This window comes from Candidatus Poribacteria bacterium, assembly GCA_026706025.1.
In the GTDB taxonomy this organism is placed as follows: Bacteria; Poribacteria; WGA-4E; order WGA-4E; family WGA-3G; genus WGA-3G.
Map to the genome: position 1 here is coordinate 13,316 of JAPOZO010000014.1, position 23,817 is coordinate 37,132.

The 23,817-nt window shown below is 47.7% G+C and carries 22 protein-coding genes; 1 reads left to right on the top strand and 21 read right to left on the bottom strand.

Going from position 1 to position 23,817, the window contains the following annotated elements; translation table 11 throughout:
* From dnaN to OXH00_03510, 21 genes are all read right to left on the bottom strand, one after another.
* Positions 1-1,104, bottom strand: a complete 1,104-nt coding sequence (gene dnaN / locus OXH00_03410) for a DNA polymerase III subunit beta (GenBank protein MCY3740048.1) — start codon at positions 1,102-1,104, stop codon at positions 1-3.
* Positions 1,105-1,326: 222 nt separating this feature from the next.
* Positions 1,327-4,377, bottom strand: coding sequence for an insulinase family protein (locus tag OXH00_03415; protein MCY3740049.1), 3,051 nt, complete (start codon positions 4,375-4,377; stop codon positions 1,327-1,329).
* Between the two features lie 217 nt (positions 4,378-4,594).
* Positions 4,595-5,614: a TAXI family TRAP transporter solute-binding subunit gene (locus OXH00_03420; GenBank protein ID MCY3740050.1), complete on the bottom strand. Its 1,020-nt coding sequence runs from the start codon at positions 5,612-5,614 to the stop codon at positions 4,595-4,597.
* Between the two features lie 36 nt (positions 5,615-5,650).
* The gene (locus OXH00_03425; protein MCY3740051.1) at positions 5,651-6,913 is read right to left on the bottom strand and encodes an NAD(P)/FAD-dependent oxidoreductase; all 1,263 of its coding nucleotides are present in this window, start codon (positions 6,911-6,913) and stop codon (positions 5,651-5,653) included.
* Positions 6,914-6,958: 45 nt separating this feature from the next.
* A complete protein-coding gene (locus OXH00_03430; GenBank protein ID MCY3740052.1) occupies positions 6,959-7,159 on the bottom strand; it encodes a hypothetical protein in 201 nt (66 codons plus the stop codon).
* A 1-nt stretch (position 7,160) separates the two neighbouring features.
* Complete coding sequence (locus OXH00_03435) at positions 7,161-7,649, bottom strand: type II toxin-antitoxin system VapC family toxin (protein MCY3740053.1); 489 nt, start codon at positions 7,647-7,649, stop codon at positions 7,161-7,163.
* Between the two features lie 195 nt (positions 7,650-7,844).
* Positions 7,845-8,078 carry a BrnA antitoxin family protein gene (locus OXH00_03440; protein ID MCY3740054.1) on the bottom strand — a complete coding sequence of 78 codons (234 nt, stop codon included), beginning with the start codon at positions 8,076-8,078 and terminating at the stop codon, positions 7,845-7,847.
* Positions 8,050-8,352, bottom strand: coding sequence for a BrnT family toxin (locus tag OXH00_03445; GenBank protein MCY3740055.1), 303 nt, complete (start codon positions 8,350-8,352; stop codon positions 8,050-8,052). Before OXH00_03445 ends, OXH00_03440 begins: the two co-directional genes overlap by 29 nt.
* Positions 8,353-8,658: 306 nt before the next feature.
* Positions 8,659-9,909 carry a phenylacetate--CoA ligase family protein gene (locus OXH00_03450; protein MCY3740056.1) on the bottom strand — a complete coding sequence of 417 codons (1,251 nt, stop codon included), beginning with the start codon at positions 9,907-9,909 and terminating at the stop codon, positions 8,659-8,661.
* 3 nt (positions 9,910-9,912) lie between these two features.
* Positions 9,913-11,283, bottom strand: a complete 1,371-nt coding sequence (locus OXH00_03455; protein ID MCY3740057.1) for a coproporphyrinogen-III oxidase family protein — start codon at positions 11,281-11,283, stop codon at positions 9,913-9,915.
* Between the two features lie 3 nt (positions 11,284-11,286).
* A complete protein-coding gene (locus OXH00_03460; GenBank protein ID MCY3740058.1) occupies positions 11,287-12,492 on the bottom strand; it encodes a PQQ-binding-like beta-propeller repeat protein in 1,206 nt (401 codons plus the stop codon).
* Positions 12,476-13,600 carry an iron-containing alcohol dehydrogenase gene (locus OXH00_03465; GenBank protein ID MCY3740059.1) on the bottom strand — a complete coding sequence of 375 codons (1,125 nt, stop codon included), beginning with the start codon at positions 13,598-13,600 and terminating at the stop codon, positions 12,476-12,478. Before OXH00_03465 ends, OXH00_03460 begins: the two co-directional genes overlap by 17 nt.
* A gap of 156 nt (positions 13,601-13,756) precedes the next feature.
* On the bottom strand, positions 13,757-15,013 hold the full coding sequence (locus OXH00_03470; protein MCY3740060.1) for a tetratricopeptide repeat protein: 1,257 nt from the start codon (positions 15,011-15,013) through the stop codon (positions 13,757-13,759).
* An 11-nt stretch (positions 15,014-15,024) separates the two neighbouring features.
* Positions 15,025-15,798: an FRG domain-containing protein gene (locus tag OXH00_03475; protein ID MCY3740061.1), complete on the bottom strand. Its 774-nt coding sequence runs from the start codon at positions 15,796-15,798 to the stop codon at positions 15,025-15,027.
* Positions 15,799-16,088: 290 nt separating this feature from the next.
* The gene (locus OXH00_03480; GenBank protein MCY3740062.1) at positions 16,089-16,928 is read right to left on the bottom strand and encodes a LamG domain-containing protein; all 840 of its coding nucleotides are present in this window, start codon (positions 16,926-16,928) and stop codon (positions 16,089-16,091) included.
* 388 nt (positions 16,929-17,316) lie between these two features.
* Positions 17,317-18,090 carry a M55 family metallopeptidase gene (locus OXH00_03485; protein MCY3740063.1) on the bottom strand — a complete coding sequence of 258 codons (774 nt, stop codon included), beginning with the start codon at positions 18,088-18,090 and terminating at the stop codon, positions 17,317-17,319.
* 158 nt (positions 18,091-18,248) lie between these two features.
* A complete protein-coding gene (locus OXH00_03490) occupies positions 18,249-19,301 on the bottom strand; it encodes a 2-oxoacid:ferredoxin oxidoreductase subunit beta (protein MCY3740064.1) in 1,053 nt (350 codons plus the stop codon).
* Between the two features lie 28 nt (positions 19,302-19,329).
* Positions 19,330-21,183 (bottom strand): 2-oxoacid:acceptor oxidoreductase subunit alpha, encoded by a 1,854-nt coding sequence (locus OXH00_03495; GenBank protein MCY3740065.1) that lies wholly within the window; start codon positions 21,181-21,183, stop codon positions 19,330-19,332.
* 75 nt (positions 21,184-21,258) lie between these two features.
* Positions 21,259-21,792 carry a CBS domain-containing protein gene (locus OXH00_03500; protein MCY3740066.1) on the bottom strand — a complete coding sequence of 178 codons (534 nt, stop codon included), beginning with the start codon at positions 21,790-21,792 and terminating at the stop codon, positions 21,259-21,261.
* Between the two features lie 11 nt (positions 21,793-21,803).
* Positions 21,804-22,232 carry a CBS domain-containing protein gene (locus tag OXH00_03505; GenBank protein ID MCY3740067.1) on the bottom strand — a complete coding sequence of 143 codons (429 nt, stop codon included), beginning with the start codon at positions 22,230-22,232 and terminating at the stop codon, positions 21,804-21,806.
* Between the two features lie 156 nt (positions 22,233-22,388).
* Positions 22,389-23,330 carry a hypothetical protein gene (locus OXH00_03510; GenBank protein MCY3740068.1) on the bottom strand — a complete coding sequence of 314 codons (942 nt, stop codon included), beginning with the start codon at positions 23,328-23,330 and terminating at the stop codon, positions 22,389-22,391.
* Between the two features lie 168 nt (positions 23,331-23,498).
* Between OXH00_03510 and OXH00_03515 the strand changes: the two genes are divergently transcribed.
* The coding region (locus OXH00_03515; protein ID MCY3740069.1) for a pyridoxal-phosphate dependent enzyme at positions 23,499-23,817 on the top strand (319 nt) is incomplete at its 3' end.

Sequence of the window (23,817 nt, forward strand, 5' to 3'; positions counted from 1 at the left end):
CTAAGATCCCAAACGCATCGGGTGTATAAGACAAACATGCCCTTCCTCGCCGACCGGCTTAAAGGCTACAGTCGTCACCGCAGTTGTAAATTCAATTGCGACGGATTCTGTTTCGATGTGTGACAGTGTCTCTATCAGCAAACGCGCATCAAGTCCAATCCGTTCACGTCCATTGCAGGATTCAACAGAAATCGTTTCGTGTGCCTCTCCTAATTCTGGGGTGTTCGTTGAGAGATGAATCTGCTCGGTACTGATTTCTAAACAGATCGCGTAGCTTTTTGGGTTTGATAGCAACGCCACGCGCCGACTCGCCTGGAGGAACTGTTCTTTCGAGACGACCGCTCTACCCGTTGCAGACTCAGGAATGAGTGCCTGATATTTTGGATAATCTCCCTCAACCAGCCGTGTGGTTAAGGTGGCTTTGTCATCAGCGAGCAGGATCTGATTTTCAAGGATTGAGATATCTACTTTATCAGATTCAACGAAAGTGCGTTCAATCTCTTTGACGGCTTTCAGTGGAACGATGAATCCTTCCACATTTTCTGGTGGTTTAAACTGTTCACAATGGGCAAGTGCAAGCCATACTGCGTCAGTGGCAACGACTTCGGTCTTATCTTCAAGAAAGTTAAAATAGAGTCCGTTTAGGTAGTATCGGACATCCTCTGTCGCTGCAGCAAATTCGGTTCTGCGGATGACGGCGCGCAAGGTTTCACCGTCGATCGTCAGTGAATGTCCATCAACAGAGGGCAATTGCGGGAATTCTTCGTCCGAGAGTCCAATAATCTTATAGACACCGTCGCCACAAGTGATTTCAACACGATCGTTTGCCGTGGTTACAAGGTGTATCGTCTTATCTTCGGGGAGTTCTTTGACGATGTCAGCCAGTTTTTTAGCGGAGACAGTAATTGCACCGTCTTCTTGAATAGCACCTTCGACCTTAATCTTAATCCCGACTTCAAGATCCGTTGCGACACATTCAATGTTTCCATCTGTGGCTTGGATCAGGACGTTTGAAAGAATCGGTAAAGTATTGCGTCCACTCGCGACACTTTGTAGTATTTGCAACGCATGCAAGAGGTCATATTTTTCAAAAGTTAGTTCCATTCCCAGTTCTCCTTACTAAGAAGCGTTTCAGTAATTTTACCAGAAAGGTCGCATTAAAGTCAAGTGCTTTTTCAACGTTAAGTAGGCTGAATGGTGACGATAAAGTAGACTTCTGCCTGCGCTCTATGAACTGTTTCTGGAATAGGTCGTGGTAGACCGCGTTGAATTATCCGGCGTATGTGCCTCGTTTCAATCGGTCTACCTTGTGAAGTGAACCCGATGCTACTCAAAAACATTTTCGATGTGGAGGGATTGAGCCATCTTCTGATTTTCGGTTTCTAATTTTTCACGGCTCGCGATAACGCAAATCGAGGCTTTATCGTTGTTTGCCTCCAAAGTTTCGAGCAGTGCTCGTTTGACCGCCTTGGGGGTTGCGCGTCGGAGTTGTGCGTATCTTTCTTCGATTACTTCTCGTGTTTGCCCAGTGAGGTAGTGCATAAGGGCATCGGTTGAAGCTTGACCAGGGCGGACTGTTTTTTGGTAATCCGACGCTGTTGCAATAATTGCTCTATCAATGTCTGTCTGCGTCCACTCTACCTGTTTGATATAGTCAGCGGTCTCTGCGAAAACATTGAGCGACCGCGCGATGTGTGGATCAAACTGCGAGCCTTGATAGAGCACAGCATCAAATGGATTATATGTGAAATCAGCACCATAGGCATTGCCTTTGAGTCGGATTTCGGGTAACATGTGATCAAACGTTAGAATATGTGAACCGATGGTTAAGAGGACTGAATCTGGATGTGAGTAGTGCGGTGCTGGCATCGCTTGTGTGCAGTGCGCGACTTGAATGGGAGCCGCCAATCCTTCGCATGGCTTTATACCATTAGGTTTAAAGCCTTTTGGTTCTGGGGCTATCGGTTCACAGCGCATATTACTAATCCACTCGGCGAACTGTCCTTGCAGTTGGTCAAAGGCTACGTCAGAGCCGGTAAAACTGGCGGTTACACGGCCTTGGACTAATAGAAACTCGCGAATTTGTTCAATAGAATCGGTGAGTTCTTCACAAGATTTGTCAAAATGTTTGAGCAACATTTCACTCATGCGGAATTGTGGCAACCCGAAGACGGTTTCTTTCAGATATGCCTGTGGTGAAAGTCCGCGAGCAGCATGATGATTTGCAATACTTGGACCGCGATAGCCGTGTATCTGGTTCTGATAGCCTACTACTGCTTGACTGAGCACGGTGTATAGACGTTCTTTATCGCATGGGTTCATATCGAAAACCAAATCGTGCAAAACGTCTAAGGCATCCTCTATTTTATCATCAAGTGCCTTGAGATGAAACTGCATGTTCCACACTGGACGGCTTAGATCAAGCGCGTGGGTGGTAAAGTTTGGTGAGCACCCGATGCCGCCGGTAGCTGCTGCGCTACGTTGTGACATCTGTTCATAATTCATCTTTCCCGCCCCAAGTTTACCAACAGCATCAGTGTATCTGGGTAGATACTGCCAAAGGTGTTGTGGCAACCCTTGCAAGTCAAAATTTAGCACAAGGTAGTTCACGCCGTTTGAAAAAATATCGTTCCGGAGCAGAGGTCGTTCGCCAACCATCTCAACAGTTGTAGGAATGTATAGTAGCTTCTTGGGCAGATCTGAGACGTGCAGTTGCGGCAACTTCGCTAAATCCTCTGGTGAGTTGGGCTGCTCATTGAGATGTTCCAGATCAACGGCGTCGGCAGCAATCTGTTTCATCTGCTCATCCGTGAGCTGTGATTGGATCGCTTTCAGGCGTGCGTCCTCCTCCGCATCCAGACGCGCCTGCCTATCCGGATCAGGGGAGAGAATGGTTGTCAGCCGATGCGGGTTATCAAGGAGCCGCTCGCGAATCAATTCATTGAAGATACGCGGATTTTGCTCCCAACGTTGTCGGATAGTAGATAGGTGCGTCCCCATCTTTAAAAAGAGAGTCGGTTCCTTTTCATATATCCAGGTATTTACGACACGCTTCATCATTTCAAACGGGAAGTTCGACGTGACTTCTTGATAGTCATAGGTGATTTGTTGGAATGCGGTTTCGACCGTTTCTGGGTCAATTTCTGCCTCTGCAATTTGCGTGAGCGTATTGATAACCAATTCCGTGAAAGGGCCAACGCGATCTGCTTCGCTTCCAACCAGACCAACACAGAAGGTTCTGTTGGGGCCTGTAAAATCTCTTAGGAAATCATTGAGTATATCAGTTCCGAGTTTTGAATCGACGATTGCCCTGCGGAGCGGTGCTCCTTCATTGCCAAACAGAATCAGGTTTAAGATACTGCACAGGATGACATCTTCGGGATCAGTTGTCCCTCCAATGAGCCAACTCAGCATCAAGTATGTCTTTTCAGTGACTGGTTCATCTGCACCAATTGGATAGGTATCTGTCACAGTTCGCGGGGATTTCCATTTCGGTTGCTGTGAGATTTCTGGTCGGAGAGGGTGCAGAAACCCATTTGTTTCAACCTTCGGTATTGCTGCCAGTTTATCGGCGAGCAATTCGAGATAATCACTTGTTGGAATATTGCCGTAGAAGAAGAAGTAGCAGTTGCGCGGATGATAGTAGGTTTGGTGATAGGTTTTGAATTGCTCGTAGGTTAAGTCGGGCATAGCCAATGAGTTTCCAGCACTGTTACGGGCATAGCAGGTGTCGGGCAGAAGTCCATTGGTCACAGCAAAATGCAAGCACGCTTCTGGGGCAGACAGACTGTTTTTCACCTCATTGTAGACGATTCCATTGATTTTTAAATCTCCTGTGGACTGATCCGGGTTGACTGATTCAAGGTGGTGTCCTTCACGTTTGAAAGTCTCCTCTGTCAGTAGTGGATTAAAAACTGAATCAAAGTAGACTTCTGCGAGATTGAACAGGTCCTTTTTGACAATGCTTGAAGCGTAGTAAAAAGCGTGATCAATGTAGTTCATGGCATTCGTGCTATCAAAGGTTGCGAGGCTCATCTTCATGATCTCAAAGAATACCTCTTTTACCGGATAGTTGCGAGATCCTGCCATCACTGAATGCTCAAGGATATGCTGTAACCCTGTATCATCTAATGTGGGTGTTATTGGGCTGATTGAGAACCAGTTTCTGGAGTCGTCTGTGTAGAGATGCATCAGTCGTGCGCCGCTACGTGGATGTGAGAGTTCTATTGCTACCGCTCGCAATTCGTCAATGGGTGTGACAGCTTTTACCTCAAAGCCGTGAAGATGTTGCCCTGGAGAAAGGTTAACAGGTAAGTGTAGAGAATTGACCTGACTTTGTTGGAACGAATCGTGTGTCTGGCTCCGTTTTAATTCCATCTTGACCTCCGAGTTTTTGTATTTTAGGAAGATAAACCGGTAAATGTCTAAGTATTTTTGGAGAACCGGTTATATACGCTGTTTATATAGAGACCTCTAACGCAAAAAAGACAGTGAAAATTTTGTATGGGATTCTCACTGTCTGATTTATTAACACGCTTTAGAGACGAAAACGGGCGTGATTTTGTGAAGCGTATAAAAACGAAAAGTAGGGGTTTTATTCGTTCCAGATGCCGATTTCTTGATAATAACGGATGGCACCCGGATGGAAAGGTGTACCTGTATCCTTGACGACATTTTTCGGATTAATCGCTTTCCCAGCACCGTGCCGTTTGACGACTTCTGCTCGGTGTGTATATAAGGTTTTCGTAAATTCGTAAACCATATTCTCATCTACGTGCTCGGCGGTGATAAGATGCATTGCGCCTACGTTCATACTCGCAAAAGGTTCCGCTTGTCCTTTATAGGTATCGGCAGGGATAGTAATCGCGCTAAAGAAAGGGTAGGTAGCAAAAAGAGACTGTTTTGCTGTCTCATCGAATGGGATGAAAAAGATGTCCTGAGACGTGCTGGCTTGCATGACGGCTGGGGTTGGAATCGCACCGCCCATGAACGCAGCGGCAGCAGCACCGTCTGCTAATAAATCTACCGCACCGGTATAATGACTGTTGAGCGGTGAAAAATCTTCGTAAGTGATGCCGTGTGCAGACAATATCGGTTCGAGGAAATACTCAAAACCTGCGCCTGCGGGGCCAACAACGATTCGTTTGCCAGCAAAATCCTGAATTTTACGGATGCCTGAAGACTGTGATGTGATAAATAGACCGACATTCGGCGCAAGCGTCATGACACTACGGATGGCGTGTTCCGTTTTCCACGCGCCTTCGCCACGCACGGCGAAGTAAGAGATCGCAGCATTGGCAAGCGCAAATTCGAGTTCACCATTCGCGAGACGACGGATGTTTTCCTGCGTGCCTTTCGTGCTTTCAGCCGTCACTTCCCAGTTGGTTTCCGAAGTGTTATCGGCAACTACAGCAGCGATCGCGCCACCCACGACGAAAAATGCACCACCCGTCGGGGCTGTCCCGATGCTGATGTGGACACGTTTTGCAGTATTATCACCTTCTGCTTTCTCACCCTCGGCAGATTGGCGTTTTTGTGCGTTATCGCATCCAAACCCGATGCTCAGGGCAAAGATGAGAGCAATAATGGATAGATAGGACGTGATTGATTTCATGGATTTCTCCTATAGATATGTGGCGCGTGTGCTATATTAACCGAGCGAGATTTCAAGTGGCAGTGGACACATTTCTGCCATCGCCGGGAAGATGTGTGTTACGTCTTTCCTAAACACATCTCCGCTCAAAATATCAACGATGCCACCCTGATGCTCTGGGTATTCTGATAGAAACCGCGCAAAGCTGAATTCTTTAGTATAAAAAGCGTAAACAAGTTTCCGAAATGCCTCCATTCCGTCTACAAACGCTGGTCCAAAACTCCCAAGTTGTGCTTCGGAAAAGTCGTTTTTGTTGAAGGCTTCAATGATCGCATCCGCCGCCATCTCCCCAGATTTAAGTGCCAAAAACAGCCCGGTCGAGTAGACGGGGTCCAAGAATCCAAATGCATCGCCGACTAATACCCAGTTGTTGCCTGCGATACGGCTGGCACGGTAAGAAAAATCTTTCGTGGTTTGGATCGGGAGCAGCTGCTTCGCACCTTTGAGCCGTTGCTTCAGCGGCATACACTTCGCGAGTTCTTCGTCGAAGATTTTCTGAGCGTTGAGTTTTCCGTCGGTATCTCTTCTGTTTTGGAGAAGGTAGTCCAATTCGCCTACAACGCCAATACTCGTGCGATTATACGGCAGCGGGATCGACCAGAACCAAGAATCTTTCTCTTCGGTGTGTAAAATAAGCGTCGCCCCCTCATCAATACCTTCGTCTCTATGACCACCTTCATAGTGCGTAAAGAGCGATGCCATTTTGAGGTTCGGTTCTATTGTGTTCAGTTTCAGCTGCTTGCCGATGAGCGACCGCTGCCCGGTAGAATCGACAATAACGGTTGCATGAAGGGTTTCGCGGGTGCCGTCTATGTCCTGTGTAACAACACCGATTGCTGTATCGTCTTCAAAAAGGACTTCGCGCACGCCTACGCCGCGACGCACCTCTACGCCTTTCTCTTTGGCGTTATCCAAAAGCATCTCGTCAAACTCACTCCGTAGTACCTGCCAAGTGACAGCGCTCTCATGTGGATTGGTTTGAAAGAAGTAGAACGGCGTGGAGCCTTTACCGGTGCGTGAATAGAACTGCACGCTGTACTTCTGTGGGAAATGGCTTGTCCGCAATTTTTCGAGCATACCGAGGCGTTTGAAGGTCCAGTATGTAGCGGGAATCAGCGATTCGCCGATTTTGAATTGCGGTGTCGTTGCTCGTTCGAGGAGCAGCACGCGGTGGCCTTGTTCAGCAACAAGTGCCGCAACGGTACTCCCAGCGGGTCCGCCCCCGATAACAATGGTGTCGTAGGTGTGGTGTGTGTGCATCTGTGTTTTGTAGGAGAAGTCTCTTTGAATTGTCAAGGACCCGGATCAATCTACCGCTTTTTCGTCGCCTGATTTGGTGGGTCCAGGCTTCTCGGATGGTGGATCCACGAATTTATATTTGCCAGACTTCCGGTATTCTTGTTCTAATGCTTGATAGTGGGCGATCAGTTTGTCAACATCATGATCAAATCGTGCGGCGATTTCCCGCCGAATTCTGCGAATTTCATCAATTTCATAATCTGCCATTTTAGTCGTCAACTCCTAAATAATTGAGGGGTGTTGCCAATTCCGGTGTCGGTAAGCCAAGTTCTTGGTTTATCTGCCGGATGCGATGAATTTTGTTAAGGTTCGCAATATGTTTATAATTCCACGTTAGAAGAGCATCTACATTATAAAACGAGGCAATTGCCAAGTGAAGGGCATCCCCAAAAGGATCTTGAGGCATTATTAACCTATCAATATAGATTTGTGTAATGCGACGAATTCTTGGAGAGATTGACAACATCTCCAAATTTGCCACCAAGTCAATCCGGTCTTGGGTTTTTTCACTTCTTCCGTCACTGAGTTCCTCAATAACAGCTAAACTTGAAACGAGGGTGAATTGGTCCGCGTATTCGACCCACCATTTCCGGCTCCAACTCTGCATAGCGCGGGATTCAAGATCCGTGCGCAATGTGTAATAGAAACTCGGAATTGTCGTTTCAATGTAAACACGATATTGTGTTTCGTTATTCAATAATTATAGTCTCCAAAGGTTTGGATGTCAAGGTGAAGTAAATCAGACATCAGGGTCATTCAATTTTAAGAAATTATTGGGTTTCACGTCTTTTTTTAAGGATCCGGTTCGGTTAGGAAACCGAACCTACCGGGCCTGGGGGTAAAAATTCGATCGAAAAATGAACAATTGAATGACCCTGAATCAGACATTGATTTACCTATGTGCTTCCATGTATGATCGAAGCACCGTATTTATCCGAGCGTGGTAATCTTGACCTTGTCCCTTGAACCACTCCAATACCTCTTGTTCAATCTGGAGGTAATTTTCAGGGGCAATCCGCTGAGCGTTTTCCCAAAAATCATCATCGAGTTCGGGGATATCTGATGTATCAATCGCGTCCTCGGGAAGGCTCTCAATTTCAGAAAGCCGTGTTTTTGAAAGCTTCATTATACCCTCTCCTTTCTTTGGAAGTTGCTTTTCTGGCAGAGATAATTCGTGTCTGACTGTTCCGGTTTGTGTGACAAACTACCAACACCGCTCCACCTCTAAGTGTCCCGATGGTAATTTCTCTAATCTCTGCTTGACCTTGTTCATCGTAATAATCTCTGGGATCGACTCTCGTGAAGTGTACATCTTCAAAAATAAGCCTTGCTTCTTCAAAATAAATCCCATGCTTTTTGAAGTTTACTCGGTTTTTGTGTTCGTCCCAGCTAAATTCCATAGTGCTATTTTGGCTTATTTGTAAGGTGTTAATGTAATCACAATACGATTAGGACTTACGCAAATTGGATCCAAAAGTAATATATTCACCAAAAGATGCCTGGCAGTGAGAGTATTTCAGTTATTTAACCCCCTAAATCCGCCTTATCAGGGGGACTTTAAGAAGGAGTGCGTAAGTCCTGATGATATTATAACACAACTCAAAGGGTTGTGGAAGTCCCAATTGATTAAAACGGTAGCGCGTAATTCCAATCCATTACGTCTTCACGCGCAATGAATTGTGCTACTACGAACCAGTGTATGCTCTTCACGATGTCCGTTCATCGGTGAAGCGTTTTGACTTAAGTTCATATCGCGGTAGCGTGCCGAATGGTACCGTTTTTACGGTGACACGCAAGCCTAAATCATCTCGGATGGCAGCGGCGACAGCAGTGGCAGTATCATCAGGATTCGGGTTTGTGGATTCAATCTGGATTTCGAGTTCATCAAGTGTGCCTGTTCCGTAAACACGTCCAGCGAACTCTTGGACATCCGGGAACTTGAGGATGATATTTTCAAGCGTTGCAGGGTATACGTTCAGTCCGCGAATGATAAGGGCATTGTCTATCCGTCCGAGAACGCCACCGTCAAGGACACGGCTTTCTCTTCCACATTCACACCGTCCCGATTTGAGTTTAACGTAGTCTCCCGTCCGATAGCGGATCACCGGCATACCGACGCGCCCTAAATTGGTAATCACTAATTCACCTTCATCTGCGGGATTGTCGGTTTCCGGATCGAGCACTTCACAGATGAATTCGTTTTCGTTGAGATGGAGACCCGCCTGCGGTTCGCACATCACACCCCATGCCCCGACTTCCGTTGCACCGGCGTGGTCGTAAGCGCGCGCACCCCAACGGGTCTCAATTCGTTCTTTTGTTGCGGGCAGACTCGCGCCCGGTTCACCCGCATGGATAGTAACCCGAACTGAAGATGCTTCGCTCAGATTGATACCGTCTTGTTCAGCGACTTCAGCGAGTCGGAGTGCATAAGTCGGTGTGGCGATGAGTACTGTCACATCGTTACTGAGAATGGCGCGGATCCGCTGATCCGAAGTCATACCACCGTTTGGGATTGTGAGCGCGCCGAGCTGCTGCGCGCCGTGATAGGCACTCCAGAAACCAATAAACGGACCGAATGAGAAGGCGATCATCAACCGATCTGCCGCGGTCACGCCTGCCCCGCGATAGATTTCTCCCCAACATTTTCCCCACCAGTCCCACGATTCTGCTGTGTCCAACCATCGCAACGGCGCACCTGTCGTACCTGAAGTGCGGTGGAGGCAGGTATACTGCTCCAGTGGAAAGGTGAGATTTGTGCCGTAAGGCGGATGCGAAACTTGATCCGCGCTGAGTTCTTCCTTTGTGGTAAAAGGCAGCTGCTGATAATCCATCAGCGTTTGCACAGCGTTTGGATCTGTAATCCCAGCTTCGGTGAGTTTTTGTCGATAGAATGCGTTTGTCTCTAACACCAGGGCAAGCATCTCACGGAGGCGGTGTAATTGTGTTTGTATTTCCATGTATTAGGTATATCGCGTATTCTGGTATTCTGGCGCATAGAACGCTGGCAGCAAACTATCGACTCGGAGCAATCCACGTTGTGTCAGTTGGATTTCATCTGATGCAGCATTGACACGCAGCATACCATCGTTTTGCAGTTTTTCATAGGCTTCGGCATAAATATCGAGGATATCTGCGCTGAACTTCGCTTGGAAGTAGGAAGGACTGATTTTACCGAGTTTGAGCTGCAGTATCATCTCACGCGTCAATCGTTCAGATTCTGTCGGTTTCAGTGCGCGGTAAATTGGGAGTCTATCTTCCGCAAGGTTGCCGAGGTAGTCTCCCCATGAGGGTGCGTTTTGAAAGTGGATTCCGCTGAGATGCGAAAAAGAGGCAACGCCTGTGCCTATCATATCACTGCCCTGCCAGACTGCGTCGCGATAGACGAACTGACAGTGTTTGTCTTTCTTGAGGACGGTATACGCGCTGGATTGTGTGTAACCGGCTTGAGCAAACTGTTCAAAAGCGTATTGGTGCCATTCACGCTTCAGTTTCCAATCCGCCACCGGTAGTGCGTCGCCGCCGAGGATGTCCTTGGAATAGACGGTATTGAATGGCAATTCGAGTTGATAGACGGTGATACTGTCCGGATCGAGTTCAATCGTCTTTCTGACAGTCTCACGCCAACTTTCCCATGTTTCGCCTATCATGCCTGAGATGAGGTCAATGTTCACTTGATCGAATGCCAACATTTTTATCCACGGCGCGATGCGATAAACCTCTTTGGAGAGATGCGCTCTCCCGTTTTCGGCGAGAATCTCGTCGTTCAGATTCTCAACGCCGAGACTGAGTCGGGTGACACCGATTTCTTTGATGGCATCGAGTTTCTTTTTCGTCAAGGTCCCGGGTTCACACTCAAACGCTACTTCTTCAGCGGCATCCCACGGCATCGCCCGTTTCACTCTATCAACGAGAGCCGTCAAGTGTTTGACACTGATATAGGACGGTGTGCCACCGCCAAAATAGACGAATCTTAGTGGACGACCTGCGATTGCGGGTTGTTCGCTATAAAGTTCAATCTCTTTCGCGAGTGCGTTCAGGTACGTATCGATTTCGGAACTGTTTTTGTCGGTATAGACGCGAAAATAGCAGAATTTGCACCGTTTCCGACAGAACGGGATATGGAGGTAAAGTCCTAAGGTCGCGTCTGGACGCGGGGATTCGTTGAGTGCGCGATGTACCTCTGGCACGTCAGATTCACCCCATGTGGAATATGGTGGGTAGTTGGAAACGAAAACGCTCCCTACGGTTGTATCTTTTGAATCTATGCCTGCTGTTGCAGGTTCCGCTAAGGGCGTTGCTTGCGAGCCCGTGTTTAACTGTGTTTTAGACATGATCTATTTTTCTCCAAAGCAGTACAGAATTCCATCTTCTGTACCGATGTAAATTTTACTATCCGAGACGCTCGGTGAGGCAACGATAGATGAACCTGTTGCGAATTCCCACACCGATTCTCCAGTCGTAATATCTAAAGCGATAAACAACCCTCGAGTCGTTCCGAAAAAAGCACGCGTGCCAGCGATAACAGCGGAGGATTCAATGCTGGATTTGGTGGTATAAGTCCATACCGGTTCTCCTGTTTCCCGTGAGAGGGCGTGCACCATCTTATCGCGTCCGCCAATAATAATGCTGTTCTCGGTGAGGGCGGCTGAGGCGAAGAATGGAAATTGCCGTTTTGGGTGCCGATACCGCCACGCGATCTCCCCTATGTCTAACGCGACTCCCAATATTTCGGTGCCATACGTGCCACAATAGACCCTATTTTGTGAAATTGCAGGACTTGCAGCGACATACGCGCCGAGTTCTACCTGTTGCGTCTGTGTGCCGTCGTCAATACTGATAACGCGGAGATAGCTGTCGCATCCGGTGACAATCACGAAGTTTTTGGCATCACCAGATCCGCTTTCAGGTTGTGTCCAGACACCGGGGGTACCGTGGACATATCCTTCCGTCTCAAATTTCCAGCCCAACGCTCCATTTTCGCGGTTGAGGCAGTAGAGGAATCCGTCGTAGGAACCGAATAACACACGGTCGCCAGCAAAATTTGCCGATGATATGATTTCACCCTCTGTCTGAAACTGCCATTTCATTTCGTGGGTGTTGAGGTCTACTGCATGAAAGACACCATCGCCGTCACCGAAGTAGATAACTCCATCATGGATAGCGGGTGACGCTTTGATTGCGCTGTTCGTCTGGTAGGTCCATCTCTTTTCACCTGTTTCCGCATTGATGGCGTAGAGGATCCCATCCAACGCGCCGATATAGACTGTTCCATCAACGACTGCGGCGGTGGACTCAATCATATCTCCTGCTTGAAAAGTCCAAAGCAATTGCGGATTGTTAGGAAGTTCGGAATCCGCAACACCCGTGAGTTGTGGGTCGCCACGAAAACTTGTCCAGTTGCCGAGCGTTGCATTTGCAATGCTAAGTAGTAATACAAAGATGAGAAAGATAGCAGGCACATTTCGTTGTGCCGTCGCCTTCGGTTTCTTTGAGTGTGTTGGATTACATACAAATGCTTGTATTTCAATAAACCTGTTCATAAAGTTTCATAAAATCGCTGATATTCAAAGGACGCGGGTTGAACTGCGCTGTCCACTGTGTCGCCGCTTCCTTTGCTAATGTGGGTAGGTCTGCTGTCCCTATTGTGTATTGGACAGGGTAATCCCGGAGTCTGTTCGGTAGATTGCCAACCTGTTTTAGTTTTGTGACTCTGTCCGCTAAATCTCCGTCCGGGTACAGTTCATGATAGGCATCTCCTGCGATAGCACTATTGAATCGGATGACGTGTGGTAACATTAACGCGACGGCAACGCCGTGAATAACATCATATCTCGCTGTTAACGGATTGGCACAGGCGTGTGCAGCGCCAAGCATTGAGTTTTCAATCGCCAGTCCAGCGAGATAGGCACCAAACAACATCTTGCTGCGCGCTGCGGAACTTTGGGCTTCAGCGAGACATGCCTCAAAGTTCGTGTTTAGCAACTCCCATGCGTGCCGTGCGAACATACGGGACATTGGGTTATGTCGGGTTGAGACGAAGCTTTCAACGGCATGTGCGATGGCATCTATCGCCGTAATCGCTGCAATCGGTGTCGGCAAGGTCTTGGTGAGCGTCGCATCCAAAATTACGGTGCCGAACCGTGCTTTTTTATCGCCACACGCCATTTTAATGTGCGTCTCTGGTTGCGAGATGAGCGCGAACGACTGTGCCTCGCTGCCGGTCCCAATAGTCGTCGGGATCCCGATAGAGGGCAGCATCGGTTCTGCCGCTTTGTTGGTGCCCCAATAATCCGCCATTTTACCGCCGTTTGTGAGCAGGAAGTTCGCACCTTTCGCACAATCCATTGAGCTGCCACCACCGAGTCCGATGATGAGGTCTATCGGTGCGTTGGTTTCTGCAACTTCAACGGCGACTTCGACATCCTCCGTCGTCGGGTTAGACGTGACATCGGCATAAACGTAGGCGGCGATCCTTTCGCTTTGCAACGCTGAGAGGGCTCTCGCGAGGATACCTACCTTTTCGATGCCCGGATCTGTCGTGAGAAGAATCCGACTGCCGCCCAGTGAACGCGTCAACTCACCGAGCCTTTCAATCGTGTTATCACCGTAGATGATCTGTTGTTTCAGTTCACAATCAAAGGTTTCCATAAATGAATCCGATATAATATGGTGCGCTTGTAATGCGTGCCGGTAGAAGATCGTGGTGTATGAATACTATAATGGTATTGTATAAATCCTATAAAAGGATACCAGAATCTGGAGCGGAAAGTCAAGGGAAAGGCGAATTGTTTCAGTGGTGTGGTCTTATGGAGGGGTCAGCATTGCGGCGATGTCTTCTGGTGGATTGACACCGGACATCTGTTCAACGTTGACGACGTTTCTATTGGTGTGTTGGAGTGAGCGGATACTGTCTTTCCCGATGATTTTAGCGACGGTCAGGTCTAATCTCGCTTTTTCCCACTGTTGCAGCCGCGACCATACTACGCCACGATTGTAATATGCCTCGGAATAATCGGATTTAAGTTCAATCGCTTTATTTAAATCTTCAATAGCACGCTCCAGTTCACTTTTGACAAGGTAAGTGAGGCCGCGATTGTTATATGCCTCAGCAAAAACTGGCTTGAGCTGTATCGCCGTGTCATAATCCTTAATGGCGAACTCAAGTTCACCTTTGGTATAATAAGCGTAACCACGACTGCCGTAGGCATTGGCAAATTCCGGTTTAAGTTCAATCGCTTTGCTAAAGTCTTTGATGGCAAGATCAGCTTCGTCCTTTTTGTTGTAAACCACCCCCCGATTGTTATATGCCTCTACATAATCAGGTTGCAGTTCTATTGCTTTGGTATGGTCTTCGATAGCACGCTCAAATTCACCCGTATGCTCGTAAGCAACACCGCGATTGCAATAGGCTTCGGCAAGTTCAGGATTCAGTTGTATTGCCTTGTTATAGTCTTTGATAGCGAGGTTCGATAAGCCTTTTTTGACATAGGCATTACCGCGATTGCTGTAGGTGTGAGAGGAATTTGGGGACAGTTCTATCGCCTTGGTAGTGTCATCAATGGTCTGATCGAACTCACCTTTCTCGCGGTAAGCAATACCACGATTGTTATATGCCTTGGCAAAATCAGGTCTCAGTTGTATTGCTGTATTATAGTCTTGGATGGCGAGGTCAACTTCATTCATCTGGAGGTACGTTAAGCCACGACCATTGTATGCATCAGCGAGGTTCGGTTTGAGTTCAATCGCTTTGTTAAAGTCTTGGATGGCGCGCGCAAATTCACCTTTTTTGCTGTAGGTAATTCCGCGATCGCAATAGGCATCAGCATTATCGGGTCTGAGTTCTATCAGTTTATCATAGTCTTTGATTGCAGATTCAAAATCACTTGTGATGCGGTAAACATAGCCGCGTATGCTATAGATGGGCGCGTAGTCTGGTTTCAGCTCAATGGCTTTATTATAGTTTTCTATGGCTTCGTCGTATTTTTTCGCGAATAGCCTCTGGTCACCGCGTCGCGAGTGTTTGGAGAAAAGTTTGTTTCTGTCGGTTAATTCGTTGTTCATAGTAGTGTCCTTCAGGAACCGAGCGCGTCAACTGATAGGTTATAAGGCTGTGTGGCACTATTTCTTTCAAAAAAACCGAGTAAGTCGGAAAATAAAGTTCTTTCCGAGATTCCCATTTTTTCTAATGCTGTTCTGATATTCGCTTTGTCACCACTGCGGATTGTGATTTCTTGTGTGATCATTTCTGTATCTATTTCTGGTAAACCAAATAAGAACACTGATTGCTGCATAACTAGTCGTTGGGTATCTACTATTTGACTGTCCAGCGTGGGAGACCATAGATACCAATTTTCTTTATCAATCGGAAAAAATACTGCCAGATCCTGCTGAAGCTGTTCAATAGTTGTTATCTCTTCAATTTTCTCACTATCGTTTTCCAGCACAATAACCTTGCCATTTATGTTTTCATTAGTGCATGCGAACCAGAGAGCGACCAAGGGACTGAAAGTAAAATCAATTAAGCCTGTGGCAACACGATTATGTTGTAAATGTGCCATGCATTCTAAGGGAGATAGGTCTCTATATGTAGATGGATATCTTAGTTTAATTTCGCCAATGATTTTAAGGAGATAGTTCTGGTATAAATGGCGCAATGGATAAGGAGGAAGATCAACTTCCGGTCCCAAATCTTCGGAACTGCTTACCAAGCGACGATAGGCACTGCTGGTCACACGCCACGCTTCGTCTTCCTGACCGCGATAGAGATAACTCTTTTCCGGATGGGTTACCTCATCTATTTGGTTGATATATTCTGTTAGACTGGATATCTCAATGAGTGTGTTCATGCCTTGCTGTTTCTATTCAATGTTTTCCGACGCATGCGGTATCAATTATACGATTTGTGGTTGAGTTTGTCAATTGAATTTTGCGTCGTGAATTTTGACGAATGACGCGAGGTGTCCTGAATCAGAATTCGTGAAATCTGCGCAATCTGCGTCATCCGCGATTCAGACAATTTATTAAGGGTGATCCATAAATCAGAGAAGCTTCCGAATGTGAACGGAAACCTACACTGAACGATTATGTACCACCCTCAATTAATAATGAAAACTTTAGTTTACAAAAACGCCGAACTTTATCTGTAAGTAGACTTCAAGGTACCCCAAGTTGTGCTGAGTTTGTCAGTCGCGTCAACGCTGGTCGTTGCATCGACAAAAGGATCGTCAGGTCCAGTAGCGAGATGTGCAATCTCATCTGCACTGAGTGGTCGATGGAACAGTAGGAACTCGTCCAAAAGCCCGTTGTACGCCCATGTAGGTCCCACATTGGCATCAAACGCGCCTGCCTCTGAACCGATTCCGATGAACCCGAACCGTGCCTGCCCCGCACCGATGACTTCTGCCGGTGCCTCAATTTCGTCATCTAACTTCCCATCAACATAGATCCGTTTCATTGTCCCATCAAACGTTGCGACTATATGGTGCCACTCATCATCGGCGACATCTGTTTTGCCGAACCAGTCATGGCAACACGGACAACAAGTGTCGAAAGCGACGAAAGTTGTTCCGTTGTTTCCACCCACGTCATCGCCGACAGCGAAGCGGAAGAATTCGCTCCGATCCCATGAAGCGACCATCCCTCTTACGCTTGTCTTAACCCAGGTGGCAAGGGTTATTTCCTCGAACGGGTCTGCATACATGTGCTCCCGCACCGAGATGTACTGGGCAGCATCCCCTGGGAACTGCATACAGCCTCCCACTTTGCCTGACACAATCTGCAAGTCGCTGCCGTGGAGGAAACCGTCATTCCCGTTGCCGGACACATCGGTAACATCATCCCCATCCTGAGTGTCCTCGTTGAAGCTATAATAGATAACAAGACCTTCTTCGCTAACGCTCTGCGCGTGGCATGTCACCACCACTCCAGTCAGCATTAGGCTTAACATCAAAAATCTGAAGATAAAAGAGGTTTTCATTTTCAATCTCCTTACTATGCAAGCACGGATCGTGTGTATATATCTTCAAGAACGCTACTATTCCAGGACCGTAGTACTTACGCAAACTACGCAACTATAGGTGAGATTTCCTAACCGCGCCTTGCTACCTTCACAGAAGCTGCGGTTACAGACTACACCTACAATAGAAGCAAATTTACCTAAGTCCTAAAATTGATTGGATTCTATAGTTTATTGGTCAATTTGTCAATATTATTTTTATTCTTTTTAAAGGGAGCAGGGATATGAAGTTTTCAAAGAGTGATTGTCAAACTGAATTACTGAAATATTTTCTTAAACTACACCAGATGCTGCCAGCGAAGATCGGGGTAAGACTCAGAAATGGAAAATCGAATGGTTCTGCGAGGGTCTAAATAGACAAGGTGCGAAGGTCATCGCTGTGCCAGCTGACAGTGCGATCATCAATCTTCACTGCACCGCGTTTCAGGTACCCGTCAATGGATTTGCCTTCGAGGACTCGGACTTCAAATGTATAGGGCGGATCAATTTTGAATGGGACAATCTCAGCCATATTTTGACAAGCCATCGCAGCCGTCTCTTGAATCAGTTCTCGCGACCGTTGCGGTGAGAGATGCAGTGCAAGTTCCTGTCCGAGCCCCTGTTTGGTTTCAACGCCATAAATGTTGGGGATAAGTTGCTTCGCTTCTGCAACGGCTTTATCGTCGCCAGAGATGAAAACCGTTGGGACATCGAAAGTACCTGCTAACGCTGCACGGCATCCGAATTCTCCGATCATTTCCCCATTGAGTTTGTAGTATTCAATCGACAACGAAGAATACGTATGACTCAACGGTGCGTTTGGTGTGCCTGCCATCGCGTGTTGCCCTAAAAAAAAGAGTGCGTCGTAGGTGGTGTCAAGATAGTAGGGCGGACGAATCGGTCCCCGTGCAATTAACTTCGCCTTCGGATGAAACCCAAGTACATCAATCCCGCCAGTTCCGTGTCCATCCCAAACCACAATTTCTGCGTTCCCATCGACATCAAGAATGCCATCAACAGCAGCATTTACCTCCTGCGTCAATAATCGCATGGCTGTCTGTTTCTGGGGACCTTCTTCACGGGTTTGACTGAAGCGGGATACCATTGCAACCCCTTCCAGGTCAGTTAAAATATAAATCTTCATCAGCTGGGTCCTACCAGATTTGAAAACCGTTGAAAAGTTAAGACAACAGACTGCGGCTTAAATAGTTGAACGAACCAGAGTAGAGTACTCACGAATTGAGGGAACCAAGCGTTTGTTCGCACCATTTATCCGACAACACATCAAGGTATTGTGCAATACTATGACACAGTCCATGTTTCGCCATCGTTAAGGAGTGCTTCAAGATCGCCTTCACCCATGCGTTCTTTTGCGGCGCGGATCTGGTTCGTCATGGCATCTTCGTAAGAGGATCGCCGGACGCTACGGAAGATGCCAATAGGGTGTGGCATGTCAGGGGTCTCACTCATTCCTGCTAAGAAGTTTGCAAGCGTGGTATCCTCCGCGTATTGGTCATGGACGATAAGGTCGTCGGCAGCACCATTCTCGTTGTTTGCTGTGGTAACTTCAGGATGGAAGTCTTTGAGTCGGATCCCTTTCTCGTTTTCTTTCCCAAAAACGAGGGGTTGTCCGTGCTCAAGGCGGACAGTATTTTCAGTTTTAGTAGCCTTATCCGTAAATTGTTTGAAAGCATCTTTGTTGAAGATGGGGCAGTCTTGATAGATCTCGATGAAAGAGGTGCCTTTATGTTCAAAAGCGGATTTGATGGTGGACTGTAGGTGAGTGGAATCTGTGTCAAGTGAGCGCGCGACAAAGGTTGCCCCTGAAGCCAAAGCGAGGTTAATTGGGTTAAAGGGTGCCTCAAGGGATCCAAGCGGTGTCGATTTCGTTGCTTTTCCCTGTTCGGATGTCGGTGAGTATTGTCCTTTTGTGAGTCCGTAGATGCGGTTATTGAACAGCAACATATTCACATCGAAATTGCGGCGCATTAAATGGATGAAATGGTTACCACCAATCGAGAGCGCATCGCCATCTCCTGTGATAATCCAGACAGAGAGGTCAGGGTTCGCCATTTTTACACCCGAGGCGATGGTTGGTGCTCTGCCGTGAATCGTGTGGAAGCCATAAGTATTCATATAGTACGGGAACCGGCTTGAACACCCGATACCGGAGATAAAGACTACATTTTCTTTCGGTATGCCGAGGTCGGGGAAAATGCGTTGCGTTTGGGCGAGGATGGAGTAGTCGCCGCAACCCGGGCACCAGCGTACATCTTGGTCGGACTCGAAATCTTTTTTAGTGAGGGTGGGTGCCCCAACCGGAATCCGTGACCGTGAAGTTCTTTGTCTTTTCATGAGGTGTTACCGCCTTTGGCGTTTGAGGTTAAAAGTGTTCTATTTTTTTCAGTATTTCGTCTATTTTGGCATGCAACTCAAAAACGTGGAAAGGCTGCCCCTGCACCTTGTTAAGCCCGATTGCGTCGATGAGATAGGTGCTACGAATGAGTTGACGGAGTTGGCCAGTGTTGAGTTCAGGAATTAAAATCTTTTTGAATCTATTGAGAATGTCGCCTAAGTCGTTTGGAAACGGGTTAAGGTGTCGGAGATGGACGTGTGCTATCGGGACCCCCTCTGCAACATAATTCTCCACTGCGGTCCGGATCGCGCCGTAGGTGCCGCCCCATCCGAGCACGAGGATTTCGCCTTCTTGCGCACCAAAGACTTCAATGGGTGCGAAATCATTGGCGATGCGAGCCACTTTTTCTGCCCGGATTTCGACCATCTTCTGATGGTTTTCAGCATCATAACTAACGTGCCCTGTCACATCAGATTTCTCCAAGCCGCCGATGCGGTGTTCTAAGCCAACGGTACCGGGTTTTGCCCAAGGTCGTGCCAATGTCTCTGGATCGCGTAAATACGGTTCAAATCCGTTAGTGGTGTCTGCGCGCGCGGCGAAATTAGGTTTAATCTCTGGGAGTTCAGAGAGTTGAGGGATTTTCCACGGTTCAGCTCCCATCCCGATGTAGAGGTCGGAAAGAAAAATCACCGGTGTTCTGTATTTGATAGCGATATGACACGCTTCATAGACTGTTTCAAAACAGTCGTATGGACGGGAGGGCGCGACGATTGGGATCGGTGATTCGCCGTTCCTACCGTAAAACATTTGCAGCAGATCGGATTGTTCCGTTTTTGTTGGCATTCCTGTTGAGGGGCCTGCACGCTGAATGTTGCATACCACGATCGGTAACTCCGCAATCATCGCGAGATTAATCGCTTCCGATTTGAGCGCAAGCCCAGGTCCGCTACTACCTGTGACACCGAGCGCACCGCTAAATGCTGCACCGATTGCAACCCCAACAGCCGCAATTTCATCTTCCATCTGCATAGTGATAACACCGAAATTTCTATAGAGCGCGAGTCCATGAAGGATGTCGCTCGCTGGTGTTATCGGATAGCCACCGTAAACAAGCGGTAACTCGGATCGATGTGCTGCAGCGACAAGCCCAAGCACTGTTGCCATGTTGCCGTCAATATTTCGGTAAGTCCCCGGTTCAAAAACAGCCGGTTTCACATCGTAGGAGACAGCAAACTGTTCAGTGGCTTCGCAATAAACATTTCCAGCACGGAGTGCAAGAATGTTTGATTCGATGTACTGCGGTTTTTTGGCGAACTTTGTTTTGACCCATTTCATCGTATATTCCATCGGGCGATTGTAGAGCCAGAGGATCATACCGAGTGCGAAAAAGTTCTTACACAGGTCCATTTCCCGTGTTGACAGTTGTGTTGATTCGAGTGCTTTGCGGGTCAGCTGCGTTAACTCGACCGGGAAAACTTGGTATTTCGTAAGTGTATCGCCTTCAAGTGGGTTACTTTCATACCCCGCAAGGCGTAGATTGCGGCGCGCAAAATTATCAACATTTACAATGAGGATGCCGTTAGGTTTGAGTTTATGGAGGTGAACTTTTAAAGCGGCGGGGTTCATTGCTACGAGTACGTCACAGAGATCTCCGGGGGTGTGGATTTGTTCGCTTGAGAAGTGGAGTTGGAACCCGGACACACCTGCTAACGATCCGGCGGGTGCACGAATCTCGGCGGGATAGTCGGGTAGCGTGGCGACATCGTTACCAATGAGGGCGGTGGTCTCTGTCATTTGTGTGCCAATGGTCTGCGACCCATCGCCGGAGTCGCCAGCAAATAGGATTGTCGCTTCCTCGATTTGCTCTACTGGCTTGCGCATCACAATTGTTTCCTTTTTTCTGTGATATGTGCGCGCTTAGGCGGCGCGCCTATAGGATGTGAGGTTCTAAAACATTTACGCCCCCTCACGGGCTTTGAAGGCATCGCGGACGGGCCTCGGAGGTAGCGTTAAAACTTCTTGCGGAAATTCCTCTATAAGATAGGAGATTACATCACGAATGGACACCATGCCGACGGGACGATTCTCAGTATCGACAATCGGGACATGTCGGTAGCCACCTCGCGCCATATAGAGAATAGCCGTGTTTAGGGAATCTTCCGGTTGCGCTGTCTCTGGATCTGCTATCATGAATTCTTCAACATTAATGACATCCAGATCTCCAACCTGCTTGTTAAGAATTTTGTTGAGCACGTCTCGCTCGCTAAAAATCCCGCGGAGCGTGCCGTTTTCGATGACCGGTGCTGCACCAATCTTGTTTGTTAGGAGCAGATCAATTGCCTCGTTTGTGCTACTGTTGATGTCAATAGTGATAATAGGACGCATCAGATCTTTTAGCGAAATCTGAATTTCTTGCGTACTCCATGCTTTTAACGCAGCGTCTTCATCCATTTGCTCTAATTCTTCATCAATTGCCAAGTCATATAGCACGGTTACGCCTCCTAATCCTGATGTTCTATAAATATAGCGATATGTTCGAGAATATCACGGGTCGAAATTATGCCGATGGGATATGCTTCGCCTTGATCATCCCAAACGCAAAGCGGTAAGTGCCGGAAATGCCCGAGGTGCATCAGATTTAGCGCGAAGGCAATCGGATCACTGGCGCGAAGGGTTTCTGGTTCTGGTGTCATTACCTGTTCAACCTTAAATTCCGTAGGTGCGGCGCGCTGCCCGCTCACATGTTGCAGCAAGTCCCGTTCGGTGATGATTCCGACCAATTGTTCATCCTCATCAACGACGAGAACACACCCGCGTCCACTCTCCTGCATCATATCAATGACGATAGAGACAGGGGATCCAATGGGTACGGCAGCAGGTTGTTTGTAGTCCAATGTGCTAATGGGTAAAGACAGCGTTCTCGCGTCCATCGCATCTATTCCTTTAGTATAACGTTAAAAAACAGATTTCAGTTTCTTATTCTCTTACCTTAAAAAGGATACCACATTTTTTGCCGATTTGCAAAAATATTTTCAGCGAAAAATTCCCTCTGAATTTTGGAGTTTCGATTCCGATTTTTCCGGTATCTATACCGTCAACGTAACGGCACGTGAACTCGGTGAACCCCAACCCGGAACAACGATACTCCACCGACCTGCCGGTCCACCGGCCACCATGATTAGCAGCTCTTCTTCCGAGTATCGTTGGGTCGTGTCGGCGATATAGCGACGGATGTCAGCTTTGCTGAAGCCGTCCTCGGAAATTGTCTTTGCGTGTTCAACACCGATGACGAGAAGCGTTTCGCCGCTGCTGTTGCCGGGGGCAGCGATGTTCTCGGAGATCGTATTGAGGATACCTTCAGCGGTATTACTTCCGTGGTCGTTGACGGTTTGCGGACCCGCGGCGGCGAAAACCGTGACAGTACTATCGTCGGCTCGGAATCCACGGTCAACATGCATAGCACTCCAAGGACTTGCCTCCTCTTTTTCAGCGATGCAGCACGTGTATTTTCCTGCATGTCCAAACGCTGCACGATCGAGTTCACCGGGCAACGCGCCTCCGATATTTGTACAAATGAGACGTAACGCGCGCCCGATGGTTGCGTTTGCCCGCCACCCTTGACCGAAGAGGTTGAACCCATCGTTGACTTCTAACTGCTTTCGGATGGGGCCGTTCACAACGAGCATCGGTCCGACGTGGGATGTTGTAACTTGGACACCGTGGAGGTTGAACTGCTCGGAAATCATCGCCTCAACAGCGGTGAGGATAAGCGGTAGGTATGCTGGTTTACATCCTGCCATGACAGCGTTAATTGCGACCTTTTCGACTGTGGCTCTGCCCCATTTCGGCGGGACGGCAGCGATAAGTTCGTCTGGGTCCCGGTCTGTTCCGCTGAGCATGCGTTCAACGCGTTCAGGGGTCGGTGGAACGACGGGGAGTCCATCCGTCCATCCGTTCTCATAGCAGGTTTCAATGAGGTCTTGGGTTTCGTCAATTTCTAATTGTGTGGAATGCCATTCTTGTGCCATAGATTTCCCTTTCTATACGATTAATTTTGGATATGTCCGTTGAGATATGTTATCATATTAGCATGGATTTTTTGCGTTTGCAAGATACAATTTAAAATATTCAGTTGTCTGTTTCTGGTTGTCAGAACTGCTATACCGTGGCGGACACCTGGTAAATAAAGGAATAAAATGGGAACTATTAAATTTCAAGACATCATTGCCGCGAGACAGGTCGTGGCGCTGTATTTAAAATCTACACCACTAACTCACTACCCAGAATTGTCCGAGCGACTCGGATTTCAAGCATACATCAAACACGAAAACCATAACCCTACAGGCAGCTTTAAAGTACGCGGTGGTCTGAATTTCATGCACCATCTGCCACAAACCCAACGCGAAAAGGGCGTAATTACAGCGACGCGTGGAAATCATGGACAGTCTATCGCTTACGCATCAGCACAGTTTGGTGTCAAGACGACCGTCGTTGTACCGCATGGGAATAACCCTG

Coding starts and splice junctions, on each gene's coding strand:
- OXH00_03420 (MCY3740050.1), bottom strand. CDS start 5,614: ATGAAATCAATCACGTCCTATCTATCCATTATTGCTCTCATCTTTGCC.
- OXH00_03425 (MCY3740051.1), bottom strand. CDS start 6,913: ATGCACACACACCACACCTACGACACCATTGTTATCGGGGGCGGACCC.
- OXH00_03495 (MCY3740065.1), bottom strand. CDS start 21,183: ATGCGCAAGCCAGTAGAGCAAATCGAGGAAGCGACAATCCTATTTGCT.
- OXH00_03480 (MCY3740062.1), bottom strand. CDS start 16,928: ATGAAAACCTCTTTTATCTTCAGATTTTTGATGTTAAGCCTAATGCTG.
- OXH00_03450 (MCY3740056.1), bottom strand. CDS start 9,909: ATGGAAATACAAACACAATTACACCGCCTCCGTGAGATGCTTGCCCTG.
- OXH00_03490 (MCY3740064.1), bottom strand. CDS start 19,301: ATGAAAAGACAAAGAACTTCACGGTCACGGATTCCGGTTGGGGCACCC.
- OXH00_03475 (MCY3740061.1), bottom strand. CDS start 15,798: ATGAACACACTCATTGAGATATCCAGTCTAACAGAATATATCAACCAA.
- OXH00_03455 (MCY3740057.1), bottom strand. CDS start 11,283: ATGTCTAAAACACAGTTAAACACGGGCTCGCAAGCAACGCCCTTAGCG.
- dnaN (MCY3740048.1), bottom strand. CDS start 1,104: ATGGAACTAACTTTTGAAAAATATGACCTCTTGCATGCGTTGCAAATA.
- OXH00_03465 (MCY3740059.1), bottom strand. CDS start 13,600: ATGGAAACCTTTGATTGTGAACTGAAACAACAGATCATCTACGGTGAT.
- OXH00_03470 (MCY3740060.1), bottom strand. CDS start 15,013: ATGAACAACGAATTAACCGACAGAAACAAACTTTTCTCCAAACACTCG.
- OXH00_03510 (MCY3740068.1), bottom strand. CDS start 23,330: ATGGCACAAGAATGGCATTCCACACAATTAGAAATTGACGAAACCCAA.
- OXH00_03440 (MCY3740054.1), bottom strand. CDS start 8,078: ATGAAGCTTTCAAAAACACGGCTTTCTGAAATTGAGAGCCTTCCCGAG.
- OXH00_03415 (MCY3740049.1), bottom strand. CDS start 4,377: ATGGAATTAAAACGGAGCCAGACACACGATTCGTTCCAACAAAGTCAG.
- OXH00_03505 (MCY3740067.1), bottom strand. CDS start 22,232: ATGGACGCGAGAACGCTGTCTTTACCCATTAGCACATTGGACTACAAA.
- OXH00_03485 (MCY3740063.1), bottom strand. CDS start 18,090: ATGAAGATTTATATTTTAACTGACCTGGAAGGGGTTGCAATGGTATCC.
- OXH00_03430 (MCY3740052.1), bottom strand. CDS start 7,159: ATGGCAGATTATGAAATTGATGAAATTCGCAGAATTCGGCGGGAAATC.
- OXH00_03445 (MCY3740055.1), bottom strand. CDS start 8,352: ATGGAATTTAGCTGGGACGAACACAAAAACCGAGTAAACTTCAAAAAG.
- OXH00_03460 (MCY3740058.1), bottom strand. CDS start 12,492: ATGAACAGGTTTATTGAAATACAAGCATTTGTATGTAATCCAACACAC.